Consider the following 18,010-nt stretch of genomic DNA (forward strand, 5'->3'; position numbering starts at 1 on the left):
CTCAAACTGTCGCCAATCAATCAAGCGCGACAAAAATGCGAGTCATCACTCACCCGCTCAGGCAGACAAACTCTACGAAACAAGGAGATAAGTCTCAAGCTCAAGCCAAACGGTCCCGATCCTCATCGACAGATCAATTTCAGGGCATCACCTCACGCCGATAAATAATTCTGTCATTGCCACGACCGATGCCAAAAATCGCCATGCCATCCAGACTCTGGGGGTCCGAAAGCCAGAGCGGCCGCCGTCCTGGTTGCAGCGCCGACTCGGGTTGCTTGCTCAGATCGATTCGGAAGGGAATGCGCACCGTCTGGTCCGGGGCCGCCAGCTGCAAGGCGATGACGCCATCCTGCACCGTCGCCGTCATGGCGCCGGGCGCGACCGGACCAAGCCCGAGCCGGATCTTGGTGTTCTCGTCCAGGGTCAGCTCGCCGCTCCCTGCATCGAAGCTCTGGCTGCTATCGGTAAACTCGAACCCTCCATCCAGCAGGGAGAGCCGGGTACATTGATCCGCCCACTGCCGGTGCCAGCTGCCTGCCTCGTGATATTGCAGTTGCAGCGGTACCATCAGCGGCGCCGACGCCACCCCCTGCGCCGTGCCGGCCAGCACCCGCCCGAAATAGGCCTCCATGGGGCTGGCATCGATCTGCTTGGCGTTGCAACCCGAGCCGCTGCATGTCCCGGCCTGTTGGGCATTGAAATCGGGGGCCGCGATCAGCGTCTGCCCGCCATCGTTGTCCTGCATATAGAGACCAAACAGCAGCTCGCGGTAGGGGCCGTCAGGCTGGCTATCGGAGAGGCGGGCAAACTCGGTCGGCCCGCTGAAATCAGCCGCCCCCGCCACCCATGGCAGCGGTCCCAGGCTGCGCAGCCGGGCAGAGAGTGCTATCCCATCTCTGTTGTTGGCCGTGCTCAGGTAGGCATCGCCCTTGGCGAAGCTCTCTCTATAGTTCTGAGTGACCCGTCCGAGCTGGTTGCGGGCCTCAATATGCAACTGCGTCAGGAAGGGCTGCCCCATATAACTGAAGGCGCCACAGGCCGGCGCTATGTCGCCGCTGACCAGATTGAAGTCCAGCGGGATAAAGCGCCCCAGCGGCGCGCTGAGCGCGGGGGTTATGGTATAGCCGAAGTAGCCGCCAGCTGGCGGGGTCGCCTGCATCCGGAACACGCCGACCTCGTTGACCGACTGCCCGACCACGTTGAGGTTGCTGGCGGTCGTGATGGCATGGTCGTAGCTAGCCGTACCGACGACCGCCTCCACCCCGGGTTGGGGGGCCACCAGCTGGCTAGCGAGCGCTATCCCGGTCAGTGCAAAGTTGGGGGTCGCCAGATTGCCGCGGCAGAGATCGGTGTCGTTATCGGACTGCCAGGCCACGGCCCCAAGGTTGAGCGGGAAGGCTTCCCCGGTCTTCTTGAATACCGGGCAGCTGATATCCCCTGCCACGCAGACCCCTTGCGGGGCCGTGATGCAGAGCCCGACCGGGCGACTGACAAACTGATCGCCCCCCGTCATCACCAGACCGGCGCTGTCGCCGCTGCCCTGGTGGCGGGCATTGAGCTGCATCTGACCCGCATCCGGATAATTGACCGTCAGGGTCGCCTCCCCCTGGGCGTCGAAGCTCAGGTTGCTGGCGGTGGCCGCCCCCTGGGTCGTCGCGATGGCGTTGCCATTGACCGTCACCTTGCTGCCAAAGCCGTTGCCGTTCGGACTGACATAATCGCTCCAGAAGCTGACCGGCTTGCTGACGCCGGCAAAGCCGGGCACGCACTTCTGGCTCGCGCTGTCTTTCCTCACCGCCTTCAGCTGCACCTGTTGCGGCCTGTTGGCGTAAGTGTCCAGCACATCGAACAGGAAACCGCTGTCGGCAAAGCTGAGGGTACAGGCGGCGGCGCTGAGTGCACCGCCCCCGGCCCGGCACAGGGTGGCAGTGCTCGCGACCGGATTCGATGCACTAACCCCCAGGGTCACAGCGCCCGCCGTGGTATGGCGAAGTTGTTTGACGGCACTCCCTCCCGTCAGGCTGATCTGGTTGCCACCTTCCCAGCCCGTCGCTGGAGCCAGGGTAAGAGAGACCGTGGTTGTAATCAGACTGCTGCAGGCGGCATTGGCACAGGCGCGAATGGTGATGGGCTCAGGGTTGCAGGTCAGCGCCTGGCCGCTGTGATCCAGCTCGAAATGGTCAACCTGACTACCGCCGCCACCGCCCTGCTGGCACAGACCACCCAGATCAGCATTGTCGACCGCGTCCTGAGAGAAATCGACCTCACCGTTGCCACCCATATCGATGCTCCCACCCGCCGCCAGCGCCCCATCAATGCTGGCATTGCCAGACATATTGACGTCTCCCATGACATAGACGATGCCGTTGATCTGGTTTTGACCCTTAATCGAGAGATCGCCCTTTACATAAATGAAGAGGTTCTCTGGTGGGTTGGTTAGGTTGAGCTTGGCGTTGTTCAGATCGAGGTTGTTGAAGTACAGCCGCGCCGTCACCCCACTGGAGACGATCTCGGCGTCATTGCCGATGGAACCGTTGTTGAAATCATGATCCCCTGGCGCGAAGCTGTTCCCGGCGTGACCGCTGCAGGTAGTCACTCCCTTGTGGCTGCTGCATGACAGATCCGTCAAGGGCGGTTCAAGCATACCCGCGGGTGGCTCCATGATGGCACCTTCCGTCGGTGGGTCAGTGAAGATATCACTGCAGTTGGGCAACGGGGGCGGCACCACTGCGTCCCCCTTGTTGATAACGCTATTGTCTTTCACCACCAGGGTACGCGCCGTGATCCGACCGGTCAGGGTCGCCTGGTTGCCCATAATCACAGTGCCACCGGCATAGAGATAGCCGACAAACCTGGCGCTATTACTGATATTGAAGTCGTTATAACTGACCCAGACCAGGTTCTGCTTGCCACCGGCATTGATCAATGGATTGTTACGCAACGTCGGTGTGTTCTTGACGAAGATCCGGGTCAGCGCCTGATCCTTACTCTGTAACTTGACGACGGTGCTATCCAGGGAAAGTGTCTCGAAGAAATGATCGCCCGGCCCCAGGATCAGGGTGCCACCATTGCTCATATTCAAGCTGGCTATCTGATAGCCCGGCTGGGCGGTCAACACCAGTTGGCAGCCGCTGCTACCTACGTTGCGGTAAGCCTTCTGATCCAGCACCGCACTGCCATTGTTGTTGCAGTTTAGATCTGTGGTGGAGCCATTCGTGGGGAAAGCGTTACTCCCCGTCAGGCTGAGGCCGCCAATATCCTGTCCCGTGATGGCGCAAACCTTGTAGCCCCCCAGGCCATCGTCACAGTTCCTGGTGTTGTTCTGGTTGGCAGTAATGGAGCAGAAGGCCAGTTTGTTCCCGCCAGTACCGTTGATCCTGGGATTGTTGACCTCACTCAGCTGGGGGATGAGTGTCCCGGCACAGGCGCTGGCTTGCTCCCCATGGTGCCCTTGTACCACGGCCGGAAAATAGCGGCCGGTATCAATGACGCCAAACGCATCCGCACCCGAACTGACCAGGCTCAACAGCAACCAAGCGACCAGGCACAACATGAACCTGTAGCGACGAGGAAAAGCGCAGAGCCCGCCCCAGGAGCTTAGGTTGTCTGTCATGGTGCATCTCCATCGAAGGCTTCCGCCACCAGGGTCCGACTGACGGCAAAATCGGGGTTGGGGCTATTCAGATCCGTGTTACCACAGCGCCCTTCGCTGCGAAACCGGTAGCTGGTCTGGGTCATCCCGTCCGTACTCGCGGTGATGGGCTGACAGGTCACGCTGACCTGACAATCCACCAACCCGGGGATAGAGAAGGAGGTCCTGGTCAGAGCATCACACCGCTGGGCGGTCCAGTGATCGTTGGGATAGAGCCGATAGAGGGCGATTTCCAACCCGTTCTGGGCCGCCATCAGGGCCCGCACACCCCGCACCTCCACCGTGTTCTTCTCGCCGCTGTCGACCAGGAAGCGGCCCATGGCCGCCGCCAGCAGGGCCATAATGACGATGACAAACAGCGCGATCATGATGGCGCTGCCCCGTTGGGCCGTCATGGCGGGGGGAAAGGCGCTAGGGGACATTGAATGGCTCCAGCCGATGGTTGAAGGTGACGCTCTCGCCGCGCTGCTCGAGTATCAGCCTCAGCCCAACCTCGCTCGGGCTGAAGGCCGCCGGACCCCGGTAGAAGTAAGAGGAGATCGGGCGGATATGCTCGGCCATCGGGGCGGGAGTGCTAGTGCCAATATTCACGCCTATGGCGGCACTGCTCCGGTTCAACACTGAATCAGTCACGCAGTAGCGCACCTGCTGGTTGGCGAAATAGATGCGCCAGCTCGGAGAATCCTTGGTGAAGACATTGTCGACCACCAGCGGCAGCGCCCCCGAGACGGGGCTACCCACTGAGGTCACCCTGGCGACGCAGTTGCCATAGAGACAACCCTGGTCCAAGGTGAGATCCGGGCTGGCAAGGGGGTAGACGATGGCCAGCTCACCCACCTCGGGGAGGCGAACCGGGGTGATGATAGTCAGCCCGCCGCTCCCATTGGGGCTCAGATAGCGGCTGGCGGTGGCAATGGGCCAGAAGCGCAGGCAGTTGCCCTGCTCCACCACATTTCCAAGGCTGTCCTCCACCCGTACCGAGCCCGGCACCGCATCGCGCAGCTCGCGATTGAGCCGCTCCAGCGCGAAGCGGGCATCGCTCATCAACTGCTCGCGGCTACTCGCATCGCCATAGATCTGGGTGCCGATGCCGATAAACTGGCTGGAGAAGGTGGCCATGATGCCGAGCAGCAGGATCACCATCACCAGCTCGACCAGCGTAAAACCCCGAGCCAGACGACGAGCCATCAGTAGTTACCCCGGTAGACAGCAAAATCGACTTCACTGCTATCCGGCAGCCGCACCTGCAGATCGATGCGCTTGCCAACGGACTCTGCGCTCTTGCCCGGGCTCCCAAACAGGGAGTCAGGCGTGACGCTGATCCTGATCTGATAGTTGCGATACTCCTCGTTGTTGACGCCAACCGACGTCTGGGTAAAGCGATTGGCGTCCACCCAGTTGCCTGCGGTATCGAAGTCATCAACATCGTTAAAGGCATAAGAGGCGGGCTCACCATCAGGGCCGTAGTCGGTGCTGGCAGTGCAGGTGGGATAGGTCACAGGAGGCGTACCGGCCGTCTCGCCGCAGCGATAGCGACCGCCGTTATGGTCCGAATGTTCGTCGAAGGATTTTTGCAGCACCTCGTTCAAGATGCGTTGAGCCAGTTGGGCGGCGCGCACCTGCTGCACCGGATCCACAGCCTGGGGTGCCTGATTGACAAGCAAGCCCAGGATCCCGGTCAGCGCTATGGTCAGCAGCACTATGCCGACGACAAGCTCGACCAGGGTAAAACCGCGGGAGGCGTTAAGGGAGGGCATAGATATAGCCTTCGGACTCGATACGTAACCGGGTACGTTCGGCGCCCTCAGTGACAGCCAGATCGCAACCAGCGGCGCAAGAGCCCAGGGGGCGGCCACTGTGTTTATCGAAGGAGAACCTCGCCGGGGGGGACAGGACAACGTCGCCAGAGGTGCTCACCACCCGACCACGGCTCTGCTCGTCCGCACTCCAGCTCGAGATGGGTTTGGCACTGCAGCTACCCGTCTGCGTCAGGTGACCGAAGCGGTTAGCCTCCAGCACCAGCTGGGTGCAGCGATCCCCCCCCTCGTTCATATTCATGGTCTGCACCAGTCGCAGCCGGGCCACCAGCTCATCGCGCAGGGTATGGGTTTCAAAGCCGCCTTTGCCCAGCCACTTGGGCACGGCAAAGGCGGCCAGAATCCCGAGTAACAGGATCACGATTACTAGTTCAACCAGGGTGAACCCCTTTCGCATTCTGTTGATTCCAAATAGAAAAGGCGAGGCATACGCCTCGCCTAACACAGCATTACGAGCAGTTGGCGCCGCTCAGTTGCACAGAGAAGGTCTCACCTTCATCCGCCGGTGCGTTGTAAATCACCTCACAGCTATTGGCTTGATCCGAGGTAAATACACCGCTGTTATCCACGGCCCAGCCGCCATCCAGAGTGACTACCTGGCCAATCCCAGCCTGATCCGCTGTCGGATAACCCCAGGTTGTAGTGGCTGAGCTGGTGCCTACGGCAACAGAAGAGGAGTCCAGCTTCTCTGTGCCATCGATAGCCGAACGGCTATAGACCAGTTGAGCCCCACTCTGCACGGCGGCGGCAACGCCCTGTGCAGCAGCCTTATTGGCATCATCCTGCAGATTCAGGAACTTGGGCGCAGCGGTGACCGCCAGAATGCCCAGGATGATGATCACGATCACCAGTTCGATCAGGGTAAAACCCGCCTGCTTTTTCATTACATTATTCCTCTGTTTATCAATTGATATTGGTGGTGACCTGGCCGGAGGCCGGGCGGTAACTGAAACTCATATAGGCATCCGTGCTCCCTTGCGGGTCCTGATACCGTCCATCACTTCCCTTGCTCAGGCTGTTGACCAGATAGTAACGGCAGACCGAATCCAGTCCATTGTTGCTCACCGTGGCATAGAACTTCAGGTCATTGCCGCTACCGCTTACCTCGTCAAAGTTGGCAGTAGCCTTGGGAGGATTTTGCAACAACCCCTCCCAAATATTGAGACAGCGCGTGGCCGTCAGATTGGCCGGATCCACATCGGGAGAGCCGCTCGCCGAAGTATCCATGGGATAACCGGGGGAGAGCTCGCCATTGTTGACCTGGCTCTCGGTCGGCGTGGTGAGATAGAAGCGCGAGCCGTCATACAGCACTGTGTTGAGGCTGTCCTGCTTGGCACGCCCCTCCGCCTCCCACTGGGCCCGCACCAGAGAGACCGCGGTGGCAAAGCCGCCCGATACCCCTTCCACACTGGCCTTCTTCGCCTCGTCGGTCACGTCGAGAAAACGGGGCAAGGCGGTGACCGCCAGTATCCCCAGAATCACGATGACGATCACCAGCTCGATCAGGGAAAAACCGCCCATAGTGCGGCCGGGTGTCACTCTCTTTGCTGCCATGCTGCCTCCGTAGTAACCCGCATTATTTCATGCAGATAGAAAAAAATCATGTAACCCAGAGTCCAGACTGGATCCGTTCAATCGCCATTCAGGATCTGAACACCACCCGGCCATCAGAGAAGCGATAAATCAGCCAGTTAGCCTCCCAGCCAAATTCACAGCCTCCGCCATCCCGGCTGGCCAGCACCTGCAGTGACGGCAGCTCCTGCGCCTGCGGGCCGATCAGTTGCTGCCACAGCTGGCGGCAGTTGTCGGAGGGCGACCGCAACGGCAGCACGGCCAGCGGCCAGCCCCGTTCATCGAACTGCCAGGCCACTCCTTGCCCATGCAGCACCTCGGGCCTGCGCTGATCGAGCCAGAGCCCGTGCAAGCGCTGCGCGCGCTCGGCAAACTGGCCCCCGAGTAGCTCCAGGCTGACCGCCAGTGCCTGCTCCCGCTGGCTGCGATAGCCCAGGGCCAGACTGGCGACTATGACCAGCAGCAAGATAACGGCCAGCAAACGCCTGTATCCCCCCAGCCAGCGATCATCCTGCTCGGACTGTCTGCTCACCCATTGCCCTCCCGGCGCCTAGTTGTCCCGTACGGCACACATCATGTTCCCCGTCAGGAACCTGAAGATGCCTCATCACTTGCCGCGCACGGCACACACCATGCCCCCCATCAGGAGGGTGAAGATGCCGTCTTATTTTCCTCTGACCGCGCGCATCATGTCCCACATGGGTGTGAAGATGCCCAGCGCCAGGATCAGCACCATGACCGCCACTATGCCGATCAGGATGGGCTCGATGCGGGCGGTGAGGCTCTTGAGGTCATAGTCCACCTCCCGCTCGTAGTATTCGGCCGCCTCATGCAGCAGCTCATCCACCTGGCCGGTCTCCTCTCCCACAGCGATCATCTGCATCACCAGCGGGGTAAACAGGCCGCTGCCACCGGCGGTGCGCAGCAGGCTCTCGCCGCGCTCTATGCCCGCTCGCATGTCGCGGATCTGGCCGGCCATATAAGCGTTGTCCACCGCATCGGCCACCAGGGTCAGCGCCTGGTTGAGGGGCACCCCGGCCTTGAGCATCATTGAGAAGCTGCGGGCGAAGCGCGCCAGCAGGGAACGTTCTATGATGGTGCCGACGATGGGCAGCCTGAGCTGCCATCTGTGCCATGCCAGCTTGCCCCCGGGGGTCGCGACCCAGCGCCGCCAACCGACGACGGCGCCCACCAGGATGGCGAGCAGCAGCCACCAGTAGTGAACGAAGAAGTGGGAGGTGGCGAGCAGGATCCGGGTCGCCAGCGGCAGCTCGACCCCGAACTTGGCAAACATGCCGGCGAACACCGGGATCACCATGATGTTGAGGATCACCATGGCGATGCCGATGGCAATCATCACGAAGCTGGGATAGCGCATGGCGGTCTTGATCCGCTTGCGGGTCTCCAGCTCCAGATCGAAATAGTTGGCGAGCTGCAGGAAGGCTTCCTCCAGCTGACCGGTGTTCTCGCCGACATGGATGATGGCGACGAACAGGTTGCTGAACACCCTGGGATGGGACTGCATGGCGCTGGACAGGGGGCGGCCGTTGCCAAGATCCTCCCCCAGCGCATGCAGCGCCCGTTTGAGCGGCTTGCTGTGAGCGCTCTCCTCCAGCCCGGCGATGGCGCGCAGTATGGGGATGCCCGCCCGGGTCAGGGCGTACATCTGGCGGCTGAACACCACCAGCTCGTCCAGCTTGACGCCCCCCTCCAGCAGCAGCGACCAGTCGATGCTGGCCGCTTTCGCCTTGCCCGGTTTGAGCTCGGTCGGCATCACGCCGCGCCGCATCAGCTGCTCGGCGGCCGCCATCTCGCTGGCGGCATCCACCATCCCGCTGACGGCATTGCCCTGACTGTCGCGGCCCTTGTAGTTGAAGCTGCCCATGGCTTATCCCAAATCCTCGGCCAGCCTGAGCACCTCGTCCACCGAGGTGATGCCCTGGCGGGCGTAGTCCAACGCCGTCAGGGCCAGGGGTCTGTAGTGTTCATGGTCGCGCGCCGCCCGGGCGAAGCCCTCCGCATCGTTGCGGCGCAGGGCATCCATCATGGGCTGATCCAGCTCCAGCAGCTCGTAGACCCCGATCCGGCCGCTATAGCCGGTGAAGTTGCAGCTCTGGCAGCCGCGCCCCTTGTGGTAGGCATGCTGACCCGGCACCTCGCCGGAGAGCACGCCGAGCCAGGTGGCCTGGCCCTCGTCCGGGGCCTGCTCCTCGACGCAGTGCTCGCATACCCGCCGCACCAGGCGCTGGGCCACCACGGCCCGCAAGGCGCTGGCCACCAGATAGCCGGGGGCGCCCATGTCGATCAGGCGCAGGGCGCTGGTCACCGCATCGTTGGTGTGCAGGGTGGTCAGCACCAGGTGGCCGGTGATGGCACCACGCAGGCCGATCTCCACCGTCTCGTTGTCCCGCATCTCCCCCACCAGCAGGATGTCCGGATCCTGGCGCAGGGTGGAGCGCAGCACCTGGGAGAAGGTGAGGCCGATCTTGGGATTGACCTGCACCTGGTTGACCCGCGGCAGCCGGTACTCCACCGGATCTTCCACCGTGATGATCTTGTGGCTGGCCTGGTTGAGCTCGGAGAGCGCGCCGTAGAGCGTCGTGGTCTTGCCGCTACCGGTCGGTCCGGTCACCAGTATCATGCCGTGGGGGCGTTTGAGCTGGCGGCGAAAACGCGCCAGGATCGCCGGCGGCATGCCGGTCTCGGCCAGCGACAAGATGCCGGAGGATTGATCCAGCAGTCGCATCACCACGGATTCCCCATACTGCACCGGCATGGTCGACATCCGCACGTCCACGTCGCGACCGCGCACCTTCATGGCGAAGCGGCCATCCTGAGGCAGCCGCTTCTCGGAGATGTCGAGCCCTGCCACCAGCTTGAGGCGCAGCACCAGCGCCTGGGCGATGCGCACCTCGCTGAGGATGTTCTCGTGCAGCACGCCGTCGATGCGCTGGCGGATGCGCAGCACCTTCTCGTCCGGCTCGATGTGGATATCCGAGGCCCCCACCTGCACCGCGTCCTCGAACAGGGAGCGCAGCAGCTTGGCCACCGTCGCCTCCCCCTCGTCGGCCCCGGTATTGAGGTTGCTGCTGCCGAGCTCGAACCCGGTCTCCTGATGCTCCTCGTGCAGTTGCACGGCGAAGCTCTCGATCTCGCGGGTGCGGCGATAGAGCCTGTCGAAATACTCAAGCAGCTGGCCTTCCCGTGCCACCGCCAGCACCAGCTCGCGCGGGCTGAGCAGGGCGGCGATGGCATCCAGGGCGCTCAGATCGGCGGGATCCGACATGGCCACCGTCACCTTGTCGTCGCTGAGGTTGACCGCCAGCGCACGATAGCGACGGGCCTGCACCTCCGGCAACAACGCCACGGCCGCGGCGTCTATGGTGAGGTTGTTGAGATCGAAGAAGGGCACGTCCAGCTGACGGGCGAGGAACTGCAGCAGCTGCACCTCGCTGATGAAGCCGAGATCGATCAGGGTGGTCCCCAGCTTGCGGCCGGTCTGACGCTGCTGCTGCAGGGCGAGCTGCAGCTGATCATCGGAGATGATCAGCTCCTGCACCAGCAGATCGCCGAGCCGCATTTTCAGTCTGGGTTGTGCCATTGCTACTCCAAATTCCTAATTCTGATTACGCCGATTACCGTGATGACACCGCGTCCGATTACGCGACCCGAATCGAACCTACGAACCGGTACCTATGGGGCCAACTGGGCGATGCGTTGTTCCAGCCAGCGGGCCGATGCCTCGCCGAGGTTGCCGTGCAGCTGGGCGTTGCGATAGGCATCCAGGGCGCGCTGGCCGTGGCCCTGACCATCCTCGGCCACGCCGAGCCCGAGCCACCAGCGACCCTGGTCCGGCTGCTGGCGCAGCAGCTTGACATACAGATCTGCCGCCTCGGCATTCTGGCCCAGCTCCTGGGCCAGCCCGGCCCAGGTGGCGTAATAATCCAGGTTGTTGGCGATCTCCGGCTGGAGGCCACTCAGCCAGCCGAGCGCCTTGGGCCTGTCCCCCGCGCCTATGGCCACCCGCGCCAGCAACAGCCGGAAATCGGCTTGCTGCGGCGCCAGACTGAGCCCCTCTTCCAGCACCTGCCCGGCCTCGGTCAGCCGACCCTCGCCATAGAGCAGGGCCGCCAGTTGCTCGCGCGCCCCCTGATTGTGGGGATCATGGGCCAGCACCTGGTAGTAATTGTCCTGCGCCTCCCGCAACTGGCCCTTGGCCATGGCGGTGGTGGCCTTGCGCTCGGCCAGGGCCGCCAGCTCGGGCGCGGAGAGCTCCACCGTCTCGATCTTCAGTATCCCGGGCTTGCGCGGCGGCGGGGCCATGACTGCCTCCTGCTCCGCCGCCAGCTCGGCCTGCAGATCCGGCTGCAGCTCCTCGTCGCTCGGGATAAGGTAATCGCCCTCCTGATCCGGTAGTTCCTGCGGCGCCGGGGCCTCGGCGATTGGCGCAGAGGTCGACTGCACCGGCTCGTCCGGCATCCCCTGCGGGACCGGCAAGGCCACAGCGACCGCCGCCGGCTCCTGCGTCATCGATGCCACAGACGCGGCCTGGACTATGGCATCAGGCGCGAGCGGTGCATCGAGCTGGGTGACCGGGGGATCGACCCGTTGGCTCTGCTGCCAGTAGATCCAGGAACGCCAGCCCAGGATGCCAAGGGCCAGCCCGCACAGCAGGGTCAGCACCAGCATCCACCAGCCTTGCTGGCGCACCGGTGCCACATAGATGGCGGTGCCCTCGCCCTGCTGGCGCTGCTCCAGATCCTTGAGCATCTGATTGATCACGCTCATGGCCAGACTCCGTAGGCCAGGGCAGCGCCCAGCAGCAACAGCAGCGGCCACCAGCGCACTAAGGAGCCGCGGCTGGCGTCCTCGGTATCGCGGATGGCGAGGCGCACCAGACGGGGGCCGATCCGGCGCATCCCACGGCCGTAGGCCAGCATCAGGCACTTCTGGGCCAGCACGTTGATGAGCCGCGGCACCCCGCGGGACGCCCGCCACAGCAGGCGCAGGGCACGGCCCTCAAACAGCGGCGCACCGCGATAGCCGGAGACCTGCAGCCGATGATCCACATAGGCGCGGGTCTCATCGACGCGCAGGGCGCGCAAGCAGTAGGAGAAGCCGATGCGCTGGCGCAGCTGGCGCAGGTGGGGCCTGGCCAGCCGCGCATCCAGCTCGGGTTGACCGAACAGCACTATCTGCAGCAGCTTGCTCGACTCCGTCTCCAGGTTGCCGAACAGCCGGATCGCCTCGAGCGTCTCATCCGGCAGGGCCTGCGCCTCGTCGATCAGCACCACCACCCGCTGACCCTGCTGATGCAGGGCGATCAGGTGGCGATGGATGCGATCGGTCAGATCCAGCTCCCCCTGATCCCGCATCGACAGCCCCAGCTCCAGCGCCAGGGCGGCACGCAGCTCGCCCGGCGTGAGATGGGGATTGGGCAGCCAGGCCAGGCGCACCGGGCGCGCCTCCGAGCCGAGTTCCCCCAGCAGCTTGCGGCAGAGCAGGGTCTTGCCGGTGCCCACCTCGCCGGTCACCTTGATGAAGCCCTCCCCCTGCGCCAGCGCCCAGTTCAGCACCTGCAGCGCCTCCTCATGGGGCGGCAGGCCGTAGTAGAAGCCGGTATTCGGGGTCAGGCCGAACGGTGCCTCCCGCAGGCCGAAGTGGCTCAAATACATGGGCTCTCCCCCGGCGCGTCAGCGGACAGGTGAGCGGCGACCGAGAGCCGACGAGCGGGTACGAGCGGGGCGCGAGTCATGCTTAGTCCTCGGGCGGATACCATTTGTCGAGCAGCTCGGAGGAGCGTTGCAGCTCCTTCTGCCAGGTATCCTTCTCCACCACGGTCGGCTTGAGCAGGATCACCAGCTCGACCTTCTTGGTGCTCTCGCTGCGGTTGGTGAAGGCCTCGCCGACCCAGGGGATGTCGCCCAGCAGCGGCACCTTGCTGACGATCTCCTGCTTGTCGGTCTTCATCAGGCCGCCGATGACGATGATGTCGCCATTGTTGGCCTGCACCACGGTATCCGACTCGCGGATGGAGCTCTTGGCGAGCGGCAGCACCAGGGGATCCGCCGTGCCGACGTTGATGGTCTTGCTCTGCTCCTCGGTGTCGATGACGGAGGGGTGAATGTGCAGCAGCACCCGGCCTGCCTCATCGATCTGGGGCGTCACGTCCAGCGCGATGCCGGAGAAGAAGGGGGTCAGCTCCACGTTGGGGGTGACGATGGGCGCCGAGTTGCCCGAGGTGGTGGTGGTGGTCGAGGCATTGGTGACGAAATACTCGTCCGTGCCCACCTTGATCACCGCCTTCTGGTTGTTGGTCGCGGTGACTCTCGGGCTGGAGAGGGTGTTCACGTCGCCCTGGGTCTTGAGCAGGTCAACGGCCACCACGAAGTTACCATCCGAGATCTTGAAGCCGGCACCGCCCCCTATGGTATTGAAGATGGGATTGCTGGCACCGACCTGGCTGCCGCCCAGGCTGCCACCGCCGATGATCCCCTTGTTGCCGTCCCAGGTGGCGGAGAGGCCGTTCCAGTCCACCCCCTGTTCATAGCCTTCGTTGAGGGCCACCTCCAGGATCCGCGCCTCCAGCACCACCTGGCGCTTGAGGTGTTCGCCGGACTGCTCCAGGAAGTCGCGCACCGCCTTGAGCTCGCCGGGATAGGCGCGCACCGTGACCAGGCCCGCCTGCGGGCTGGTGATGACGGCCCGTCCCTCACCCGTGCCGATCAGCGTCTGCAGGGCCTCGCGCAGATCGGTCCAGTAGTCGTTGTTGCTGTCCGTCTCGATACGGGTGCCGTTGCTGTTGTCGCTGTTGCCATTGGAGGAGGAGCCGTTGTTGCTGCCGTTGTTATTGTTGTTGCTGCTGTTATTGTTGCCGCTGTCGAAGTTGTTGTTATTGCCGTTATCGTTGTTGTCATTGGCGGTGACGCCGCCGGTGCTGACCGAGGTGCGGGAGAGGCCGCGACGGGACATCATCAGGTAGTTGACCGGTATGGTCTCGGTGCGCAGGCCGGCCGGATAGACATGGAAGACGTTGCCCTTGCGCTGCACGTCGAAGCCATACATGTCGCCCACCACCGCCAGCGCTTCCTGCAGGGTCACATCCTTCAGCTCCACCGAGATGGAACCCGCCACCCCGGGGTGCACCGCCACGCTGTAGCGGGAGCCCTTGAACAGGGAGCCGAAGAACTCGACCGCATCGACATCATGGGCCGCGATGCGCAGCCGCTTCTCCGGCACCGCCACCGGCTGCGGGATCCGATCCAGCTGCAGCAGTTCGCTTTGCACCGAGGGGGGCAGGGTGGTCAGGGGCGAAGTCTGGTTCTGCTCGGTCATGGCCTGCTTGAGGGCATCCTTGGCCTGCACCGGATCCGGATGCTTGTAGGTAGTACAACCCGCCACCGCCAACGCGAGGGAAAGCAGGCATAAATGGTGTTTTTTCATGTAGTTAGTGCACCTGACTCGCAATTAAACTCGACAAAATCGGCCCGTGACCTTCTGCACGGCACCGACTTCACATCCTGATCTTGCTGCCGAACAGGGTCAGCGCCTGGCGTTTGCCCGCCTTCTCCAGCACCACGGCATCGGCGCTGATGGAGAGCAGCCGATAGCCCTCGATCAGTTGACCGACCCGATAACTCTGACCATTGAGCACCGCCAGCGCCGGCCCATTGCCCAAGATGATGCTCTGCAATCGGGGCAGGCCGGCCCCCTTGTCCGGGGCGGCGCCCGTGCTCATGCCGGCCAGCGGCGCCGTGGGGTCCAGCAGCACCTCGGCCCGGGCCTGCGGGCTCAGCAGGCAGGCCCAGAGCGCCAGCCAGATAACCCCGGCCCCGTATGTTGTCAGCCACTTAGCCACGGATAAACTCCTTGCTGGTGCTGAGGGTGTAAATTTCCATCGCCACCGCCGCCTTGGGATGGGCGATCACCCGGTAGTCGAAGCCCTGCCAGTAGAAGTGGCGAGGCAGTGACTCCAGCGCCTTCAGGTACTGGTAGACATCGAAGTAGCCGCCCTCCAGCTCGAGCCGGATGCCGTGCTTGAACAGATTGACCGACTGCTCCCCCGCCATCAAAGGCTCGGGCTTGAGGGAGCTGAGCGCCAGCATGTGCAGGTTGGCGGAGCGGGACAGCAGCGCCTCCAGCACGGCCGGCATCTCGTGGGCCGGGATCAGATCCACCGTCTGGGCCTTGAGCTCGGCGTCCAGCCTGCCGAGGCTGGTTTCCACCTGGCCAAGCTGTTCCCGCACCTGCGCGTCGGGATCCCGCGCCAGGCGGGCCTGCTTGCCCTGATTCTCAAGATCCAGGATCTCCAGATCCCGCTGCGCCGCCGTCAATGCCAGTCGATCCTGGCTCAGGCGGGTGTCGGCGGTATCCAGCCAGCCGTAGATGCCTGCGGCGCCGAGCAGGATCAGCCCGGTCAGCAGTATCATGACCCTTTCCCGCAGGCTGAGGACGGCGACCTGCTGCGCCCACGCCTGCCATTGTGCTTTCATGTCCATCAGGGCTTCTCCTGCGCTATGCCGCTGAGCTGGAAGGCCAGCCGGCCCTCCTTGTCGCGGCTCAGGGTCAGCTCGCCAAACTGCTTGCCCGCCAGGGAGGACGTCTGCTTGAAGCGATTGACCCAGGCGGGGACATCCTGGCTGCGCTCGGCAAACCCGGAGAGATTGATGTGGCCGCCGCTGATCTCGATCCGCTGCAGGGAGAGACGGGGGTCGCGCAGGCGGGCCAGATCCGCCATCACGCCGGCGTAACCCTGGGATTTTTGCAGGGAGAGGCTGCCCAGCTGGCGCATCAGCCCCTGCATGGCACTCAGCTCCTCTTGCCTGGCGATGAGCTGCTGTTGCAGCAGGCCGTCGGCCTGATGACGGGCCAGCTCGGCATCGAGCCGCTTGGCCTCGCCGCGCCGCACATCGAGCGTCGCCCGCACCTGAGCCAACTCACGGCTGACGCCCTGTTGCTGCCAGGCGTAACCGAGGCCGACGATCAGTATCAGCACCAGGCCGATCCCCCAGACCAGCGCCATCTGATTGAGGCTGGCCCACTGGCGCCGGGGACGAAATTCGGGGCCGTAGAGGTTGATATGGCGCTTCATCGTTCAGCCCCCAGTGCGGCGCCATAGGCGCTGAGATACTCAACGCCAGCCAGTATCGCCTTGTTGGCCATGGCCGATACCGGGAAGCCGAATGCCTGCTCCAGGTGGCGCACCAGGGTGCCGATGAAGGGGGAGCCGATGGCGAGCTGCATCTGACCCGGCTCCGGCAGCTTGAGCTGGCCCGCCAGGTAGTCGAGGGAGCGCTGGATCTCCAGGGTCAGCCCATCGAGCAGATCGCGATCGGGCTCCTGGGCGCCGGTCAGGGCGCCGAAGCCACGCAGCTGGCGCGAGAAGCAGAGTCCGCCCTGATGGAACACCAGCAGTTGCAGATCCTGGCCCCTGGGCTGCCACAGCAGCATGCGCACCGTCTGATCCGCCTCGTAGAGAGCCGTCATGGCCAGCTCGTCGCTGACGATGGCCTCCAGGCTCGCCACCCCGTTGACCGCCTCCACCAGCTGCTGCACCCGGCTCTTGGGCACGCAGATCACGTTGATCCGCGGCCGGCCGGCCGGCGGCGTGGGTAGATCCACATAGTCCATGGCGAGCTGCAGCACGGGTTCGTTGACGAAATCCTTGATGGCCCAGGGCAGGGCCCCGGCCATCTCGGCGTCGGGCACGGCGGGCTTGTCGATCTGGATCTGTTGATAAAGGCTAGCGGCGAGGGCGACCCGCACCTTAGACTTGGCCAGGCCGTGCTGGTTGAACAGCTCGCCCATGGCCTGCTGCCACTCGTGGGGGCCATTGATGGCACGGCTGGTAAAGACGGGAGGCTGTCCCACGCACGCCAGCAGGATGCGGTCGCTGGCCAGCAGGAGTCCGACCTGGTGAGCGGGTGGCGAACGTCGAAACAGTGACTTCATTGAGACCTGTACCTGACTGCATGAAACGGGTTAAACCTTAACATAAACAGGCTATTAGCCTCCATATTTATGAAAAATGACACCATATCGGCCAACGCTTTGCCCCGGGAGGGCGCTCAAGGGGTCGCCGGCCGGCTCCCCTCGCCGCTGCACCAGCTCCAGCATCCCCTGCTGGACGCCCAGGGGGTGCGACTCTGGTGCAAACGGGACGACCTGATCCACCCGCTTCTCTCCGGCAACAAGTGGCGCAAGCTCAAGTACCAGCTGCAGCAGGCCGACGCGCTGGGCAAGACCCGGCTGATCTCGTTCGGGGGGGCCTACTCCAACCACATCCACGCCCTGGCGGCGGCGGGCCATCTGACGGGGCTGCGCACCACCGGCATCATACGCGGTGAACCCGAGGCCGTCAGCAACGCAACTCTGAGCGCGGCCAGGGGCTGGGGAATGGAGCTCGTGTTTGTAGACCGGCAGAGCTACAGACGGCGCCAGGATCCCGACTGGCTGGCCCAGTTCATGGCCCCGGACAGCCTGCTCGTGCCCGAGGGCGGCAGCGGCCCGCTGGCCATTCCCGGGGTCGCCGAGCTGGTGGCCGAGGTGCCCTTCTCGCCGGATCTCTGGGTGCTGCCCTGTGCCAGCGGTGGCACCCTGGCCGGCCTGGTCGCGGGCAAGCGGGCGCAGGAGCAGATCCTCGCCATCGCCGTCCTGAAGGGCGGGGGCTTCATCCATGACGAGGTCTGCCGCCTCCATCCCGCGGCGGCCGGCACCGCCGGCTGGCGGATCGCGCTGGATCACCACGACGGCGGCTATGCCAAGTTCAGCCCGGCCCTGTGGCAGTGGGTGCAGGCGTTCAGCGCGCAGACCGGTCTGCCCCTCGAGCCCATCTACAGCGGCAAGGCGATGTGGGGCCTGTTCCGGGAGCTGGCCGCCGGTCACATCCCCCGTGGCAGCGAGATCGTCTTCATCCATACCGGTGGCCTGCAGGGGCTGGCGGGCCTGAGAGAGCAGGGCCGCCTCTGAG

The 18,010-nt window shown here is 63.9% G+C and carries 18 protein-coding genes; 1 reads left to right on the forward strand and 17 read right to left on the reverse strand.

The genetic code is table 11. The annotated features are described in order from the left end of the window. Positions 1-139: 139 nt before the first annotated feature. The 17 genes from AACW18_RS18455 to AACW18_RS18535 form a co-directional block, all read right to left on the reverse strand. A complete protein-coding gene (locus AACW18_RS18455) occupies positions 140-3,613 on the reverse strand; it encodes a DUF6701 domain-containing protein (protein ID WP_218389494.1) in 3,474 nt (1,157 codons plus the stop codon). Beyond that, on the reverse strand, positions 3,610-4,020 hold the full coding sequence (locus tag AACW18_RS18460) for an MSHA biogenesis protein MshP (protein WP_218389528.1): 411 nt from the start codon (positions 4,018-4,020) through the stop codon (positions 3,610-3,612). Before AACW18_RS18460 ends, AACW18_RS18455 begins: the two co-directional genes overlap by 4 nt. 43 nt (positions 4,021-4,063) lie before the next feature. Continuing rightward, on the reverse strand, positions 4,064-4,840 hold the full coding sequence (locus AACW18_RS18465) for a PilW family protein (protein WP_218389495.1): 777 nt from the start codon (positions 4,838-4,840) through the stop codon (positions 4,064-4,066). After that, entirely contained in the window at positions 4,840-5,409 is a 570-nt protein-coding gene (locus tag AACW18_RS18470; protein WP_218292618.1) for a type II secretion system protein, read from the reverse strand. Before AACW18_RS18470 ends, AACW18_RS18465 begins: the two co-directional genes overlap by 1 nt. Beyond that, positions 5,396-5,866 (reverse strand): pilus assembly FimT family protein, encoded by a 471-nt coding sequence (locus AACW18_RS18475; RefSeq protein WP_218292619.1) that lies wholly within the window; start codon positions 5,864-5,866, stop codon positions 5,396-5,398. The genes AACW18_RS18470 and AACW18_RS18475 overlap by 14 nt, the downstream gene beginning before the upstream one ends. Positions 5,867-5,918: 52 nt before the next feature. Next, positions 5,919-6,353, reverse strand: a complete 435-nt coding sequence (locus AACW18_RS18480; protein ID WP_218292620.1) for a prepilin-type N-terminal cleavage/methylation domain-containing protein — start codon at positions 6,351-6,353, stop codon at positions 5,919-5,921. Positions 6,354-6,372: 19 nt separating this feature from the next. Then, complete coding sequence (locus tag AACW18_RS18485) at positions 6,373-7,023, reverse strand: type II secretion system protein (protein WP_218292621.1); 651 nt, start codon at positions 7,021-7,023, stop codon at positions 6,373-6,375. Positions 7,024-7,111: 88 nt separating this feature from the next. Continuing rightward, positions 7,112-7,573 (reverse strand): hypothetical protein, encoded by a 462-nt coding sequence (locus AACW18_RS18490; RefSeq protein WP_218292622.1) that lies wholly within the window; start codon positions 7,571-7,573, stop codon positions 7,112-7,114. A 132-nt stretch (positions 7,574-7,705) separates the two neighbouring features. Then, a complete protein-coding gene (locus tag AACW18_RS18495) occupies positions 7,706-8,926 on the reverse strand; it encodes a type II secretion system F family protein (protein ID WP_218292623.1) in 1,221 nt (406 codons plus the stop codon). Positions 8,927-8,929: 3 nt separating this feature from the next. Then, positions 8,930-10,642, reverse strand: a complete 1,713-nt coding sequence (mshE, locus tag AACW18_RS18500; protein ID WP_218389496.1) for an MSHA fimbrial ATPase MshE — start codon at positions 10,640-10,642, stop codon at positions 8,930-8,932. A 92-nt stretch (positions 10,643-10,734) separates the two neighbouring features. After that, a complete protein-coding gene (locus AACW18_RS18505) occupies positions 10,735-11,829 on the reverse strand; it encodes a tetratricopeptide repeat protein (RefSeq protein WP_218292625.1) in 1,095 nt (364 codons plus the stop codon). Next, the gene (locus tag AACW18_RS18510; RefSeq protein ID WP_042651872.1) at positions 11,826-12,716 is read right to left on the reverse strand and encodes an ExeA family protein; all 891 of its coding nucleotides are present in this window, start codon (positions 12,714-12,716) and stop codon (positions 11,826-11,828) included. Before AACW18_RS18510 ends, AACW18_RS18505 begins: the two co-directional genes overlap by 4 nt. Positions 12,717-12,798: 82 nt before the next feature. Continuing rightward, positions 12,799-14,484 carry a pilus (MSHA type) biogenesis protein MshL gene (mshL, locus tag AACW18_RS18515; protein ID WP_218389497.1) on the reverse strand — a complete coding sequence of 562 codons (1,686 nt, stop codon included), beginning with the start codon at positions 14,482-14,484 and terminating at the stop codon, positions 12,799-12,801. A gap of 70 nt (positions 14,485-14,554) precedes the next feature. Beyond that, positions 14,555-14,899 (reverse strand): SctD/MshK family protein, encoded by a 345-nt coding sequence (locus tag AACW18_RS18520; RefSeq protein WP_339381592.1) that lies wholly within the window; start codon positions 14,897-14,899, stop codon positions 14,555-14,557. Continuing rightward, on the reverse strand, positions 14,892-15,539 hold the full coding sequence (locus AACW18_RS18525; RefSeq protein WP_218389498.1) for a type 4a pilus biogenesis protein PilO: 648 nt from the start codon (positions 15,537-15,539) through the stop codon (positions 14,892-14,894). Before AACW18_RS18525 ends, AACW18_RS18520 begins: the two co-directional genes overlap by 8 nt. Beyond that, entirely contained in the window at positions 15,539-16,132 is a 594-nt protein-coding gene (locus tag AACW18_RS18530; RefSeq protein ID WP_218389499.1) for a PilN domain-containing protein, read from the reverse strand. The genes AACW18_RS18525 and AACW18_RS18530 overlap by 1 nt, the downstream gene beginning before the upstream one ends. Continuing rightward, positions 16,129-16,992, reverse strand: a complete 864-nt coding sequence (locus AACW18_RS18535; RefSeq protein WP_218389500.1) for an MSHA biogenesis protein MshI — start codon at positions 16,990-16,992, stop codon at positions 16,129-16,131. Before AACW18_RS18535 ends, AACW18_RS18530 begins: the two co-directional genes overlap by 4 nt. Positions 16,993-17,061: 69 nt before the next feature. Here AACW18_RS18535 and AACW18_RS18540 point away from each other — a divergent pair, with 69 nt between their 5' ends. After that, positions 17,062-18,009 (forward strand): 1-aminocyclopropane-1-carboxylate deaminase/D-cysteine desulfhydrase, encoded by a 948-nt coding sequence (locus tag AACW18_RS18540; protein WP_218389501.1) that lies wholly within the window; start codon positions 17,062-17,064, stop codon positions 18,007-18,009. Position 18,010 lies beyond the last annotated feature (1 nt).

It is taken from the genome of Aeromonas sp. sia0103 (assembly GCF_963895295.1).
Lineage (GTDB): Bacteria > Pseudomonadota > Gammaproteobacteria > Enterobacterales > Aeromonadaceae > Aeromonas > Aeromonas encheleia.

Excerpts from the sequence above, each read along its gene's own strand:
- AACW18_RS18455 (WP_218389494.1), bottom strand. The coding sequence starts at position 3,613 with ATGACAGACAACCTAAGCTCCTGGGGCGGGCTCTGCGCTTTTCCTCGT.
- AACW18_RS18460 (WP_218389528.1), bottom strand. The coding sequence starts at position 4,020 with ATGATCGCGCTGTTTGTCATCGTCATTATGGCCCTGCTGGCGGCGGCC.
- AACW18_RS18465 (WP_218389495.1), bottom strand. The coding sequence starts at position 4,840 with ATGGCTCGTCGTCTGGCTCGGGGTTTTACGCTGGTCGAGCTGGTGATG.
- AACW18_RS18470 (WP_218292618.1), bottom strand. The coding sequence starts at position 5,409 with ATGCCCTCCCTTAACGCCTCCCGCGGTTTTACCCTGGTCGAGCTTGTC.
- AACW18_RS18475 (WP_218292619.1), bottom strand. The coding sequence starts at position 5,866 with ATGCGAAAGGGGTTCACCCTGGTTGAACTAGTAATCGTGATCCTGTTA.
- AACW18_RS18480 (WP_218292620.1), bottom strand. The coding sequence starts at position 6,353 with ATGAAAAAGCAGGCGGGTTTTACCCTGATCGAACTGGTGATCGTGATC.
- AACW18_RS18485 (WP_218292621.1), bottom strand. The coding sequence starts at position 7,023 with ATGGCAGCAAAGAGAGTGACACCCGGCCGCACTATGGGCGGTTTTTCC.
- AACW18_RS18495 (WP_218292623.1), bottom strand. The coding sequence starts at position 8,926 with ATGGGCAGCTTCAACTACAAGGGCCGCGACAGTCAGGGCAATGCCGTC.
- mshE (WP_218389496.1), bottom strand. The coding sequence starts at position 10,642 with ATGGCACAACCCAGACTGAAAATGCGGCTCGGCGATCTGCTGGTGCAG.
- AACW18_RS18505 (WP_218292625.1), bottom strand. The coding sequence starts at position 11,829 with ATGAGCGTGATCAATCAGATGCTCAAGGATCTGGAGCAGCGCCAGCAG.
- AACW18_RS18510 (WP_042651872.1), bottom strand. The coding sequence starts at position 12,716 with ATGTATTTGAGCCACTTCGGCCTGCGGGAGGCACCGTTCGGCCTGACC.
- mshL (WP_218389497.1), bottom strand. The coding sequence starts at position 14,484 with ATGAAAAAACACCATTTATGCCTGCTTTCCCTCGCGTTGGCGGTGGCG.
- AACW18_RS18525 (WP_218389498.1), bottom strand. The coding sequence starts at position 15,539 with ATGGACATGAAAGCACAATGGCAGGCGTGGGCGCAGCAGGTCGCCGTC.
- AACW18_RS18530 (WP_218389499.1), bottom strand. The coding sequence starts at position 16,132 with ATGAAGCGCCATATCAACCTCTACGGCCCCGAATTTCGTCCCCGGCGC.
- AACW18_RS18535 (WP_218389500.1), bottom strand. The coding sequence starts at position 16,992 with ATGAAGTCACTGTTTCGACGTTCGCCACCCGCTCACCAGGTCGGACTC.
- AACW18_RS18540 (WP_218389501.1), top strand. The coding sequence starts at position 17,062 with ATGAAAAATGACACCATATCGGCCAACGCTTTGCCCCGGGAGGGCGCT.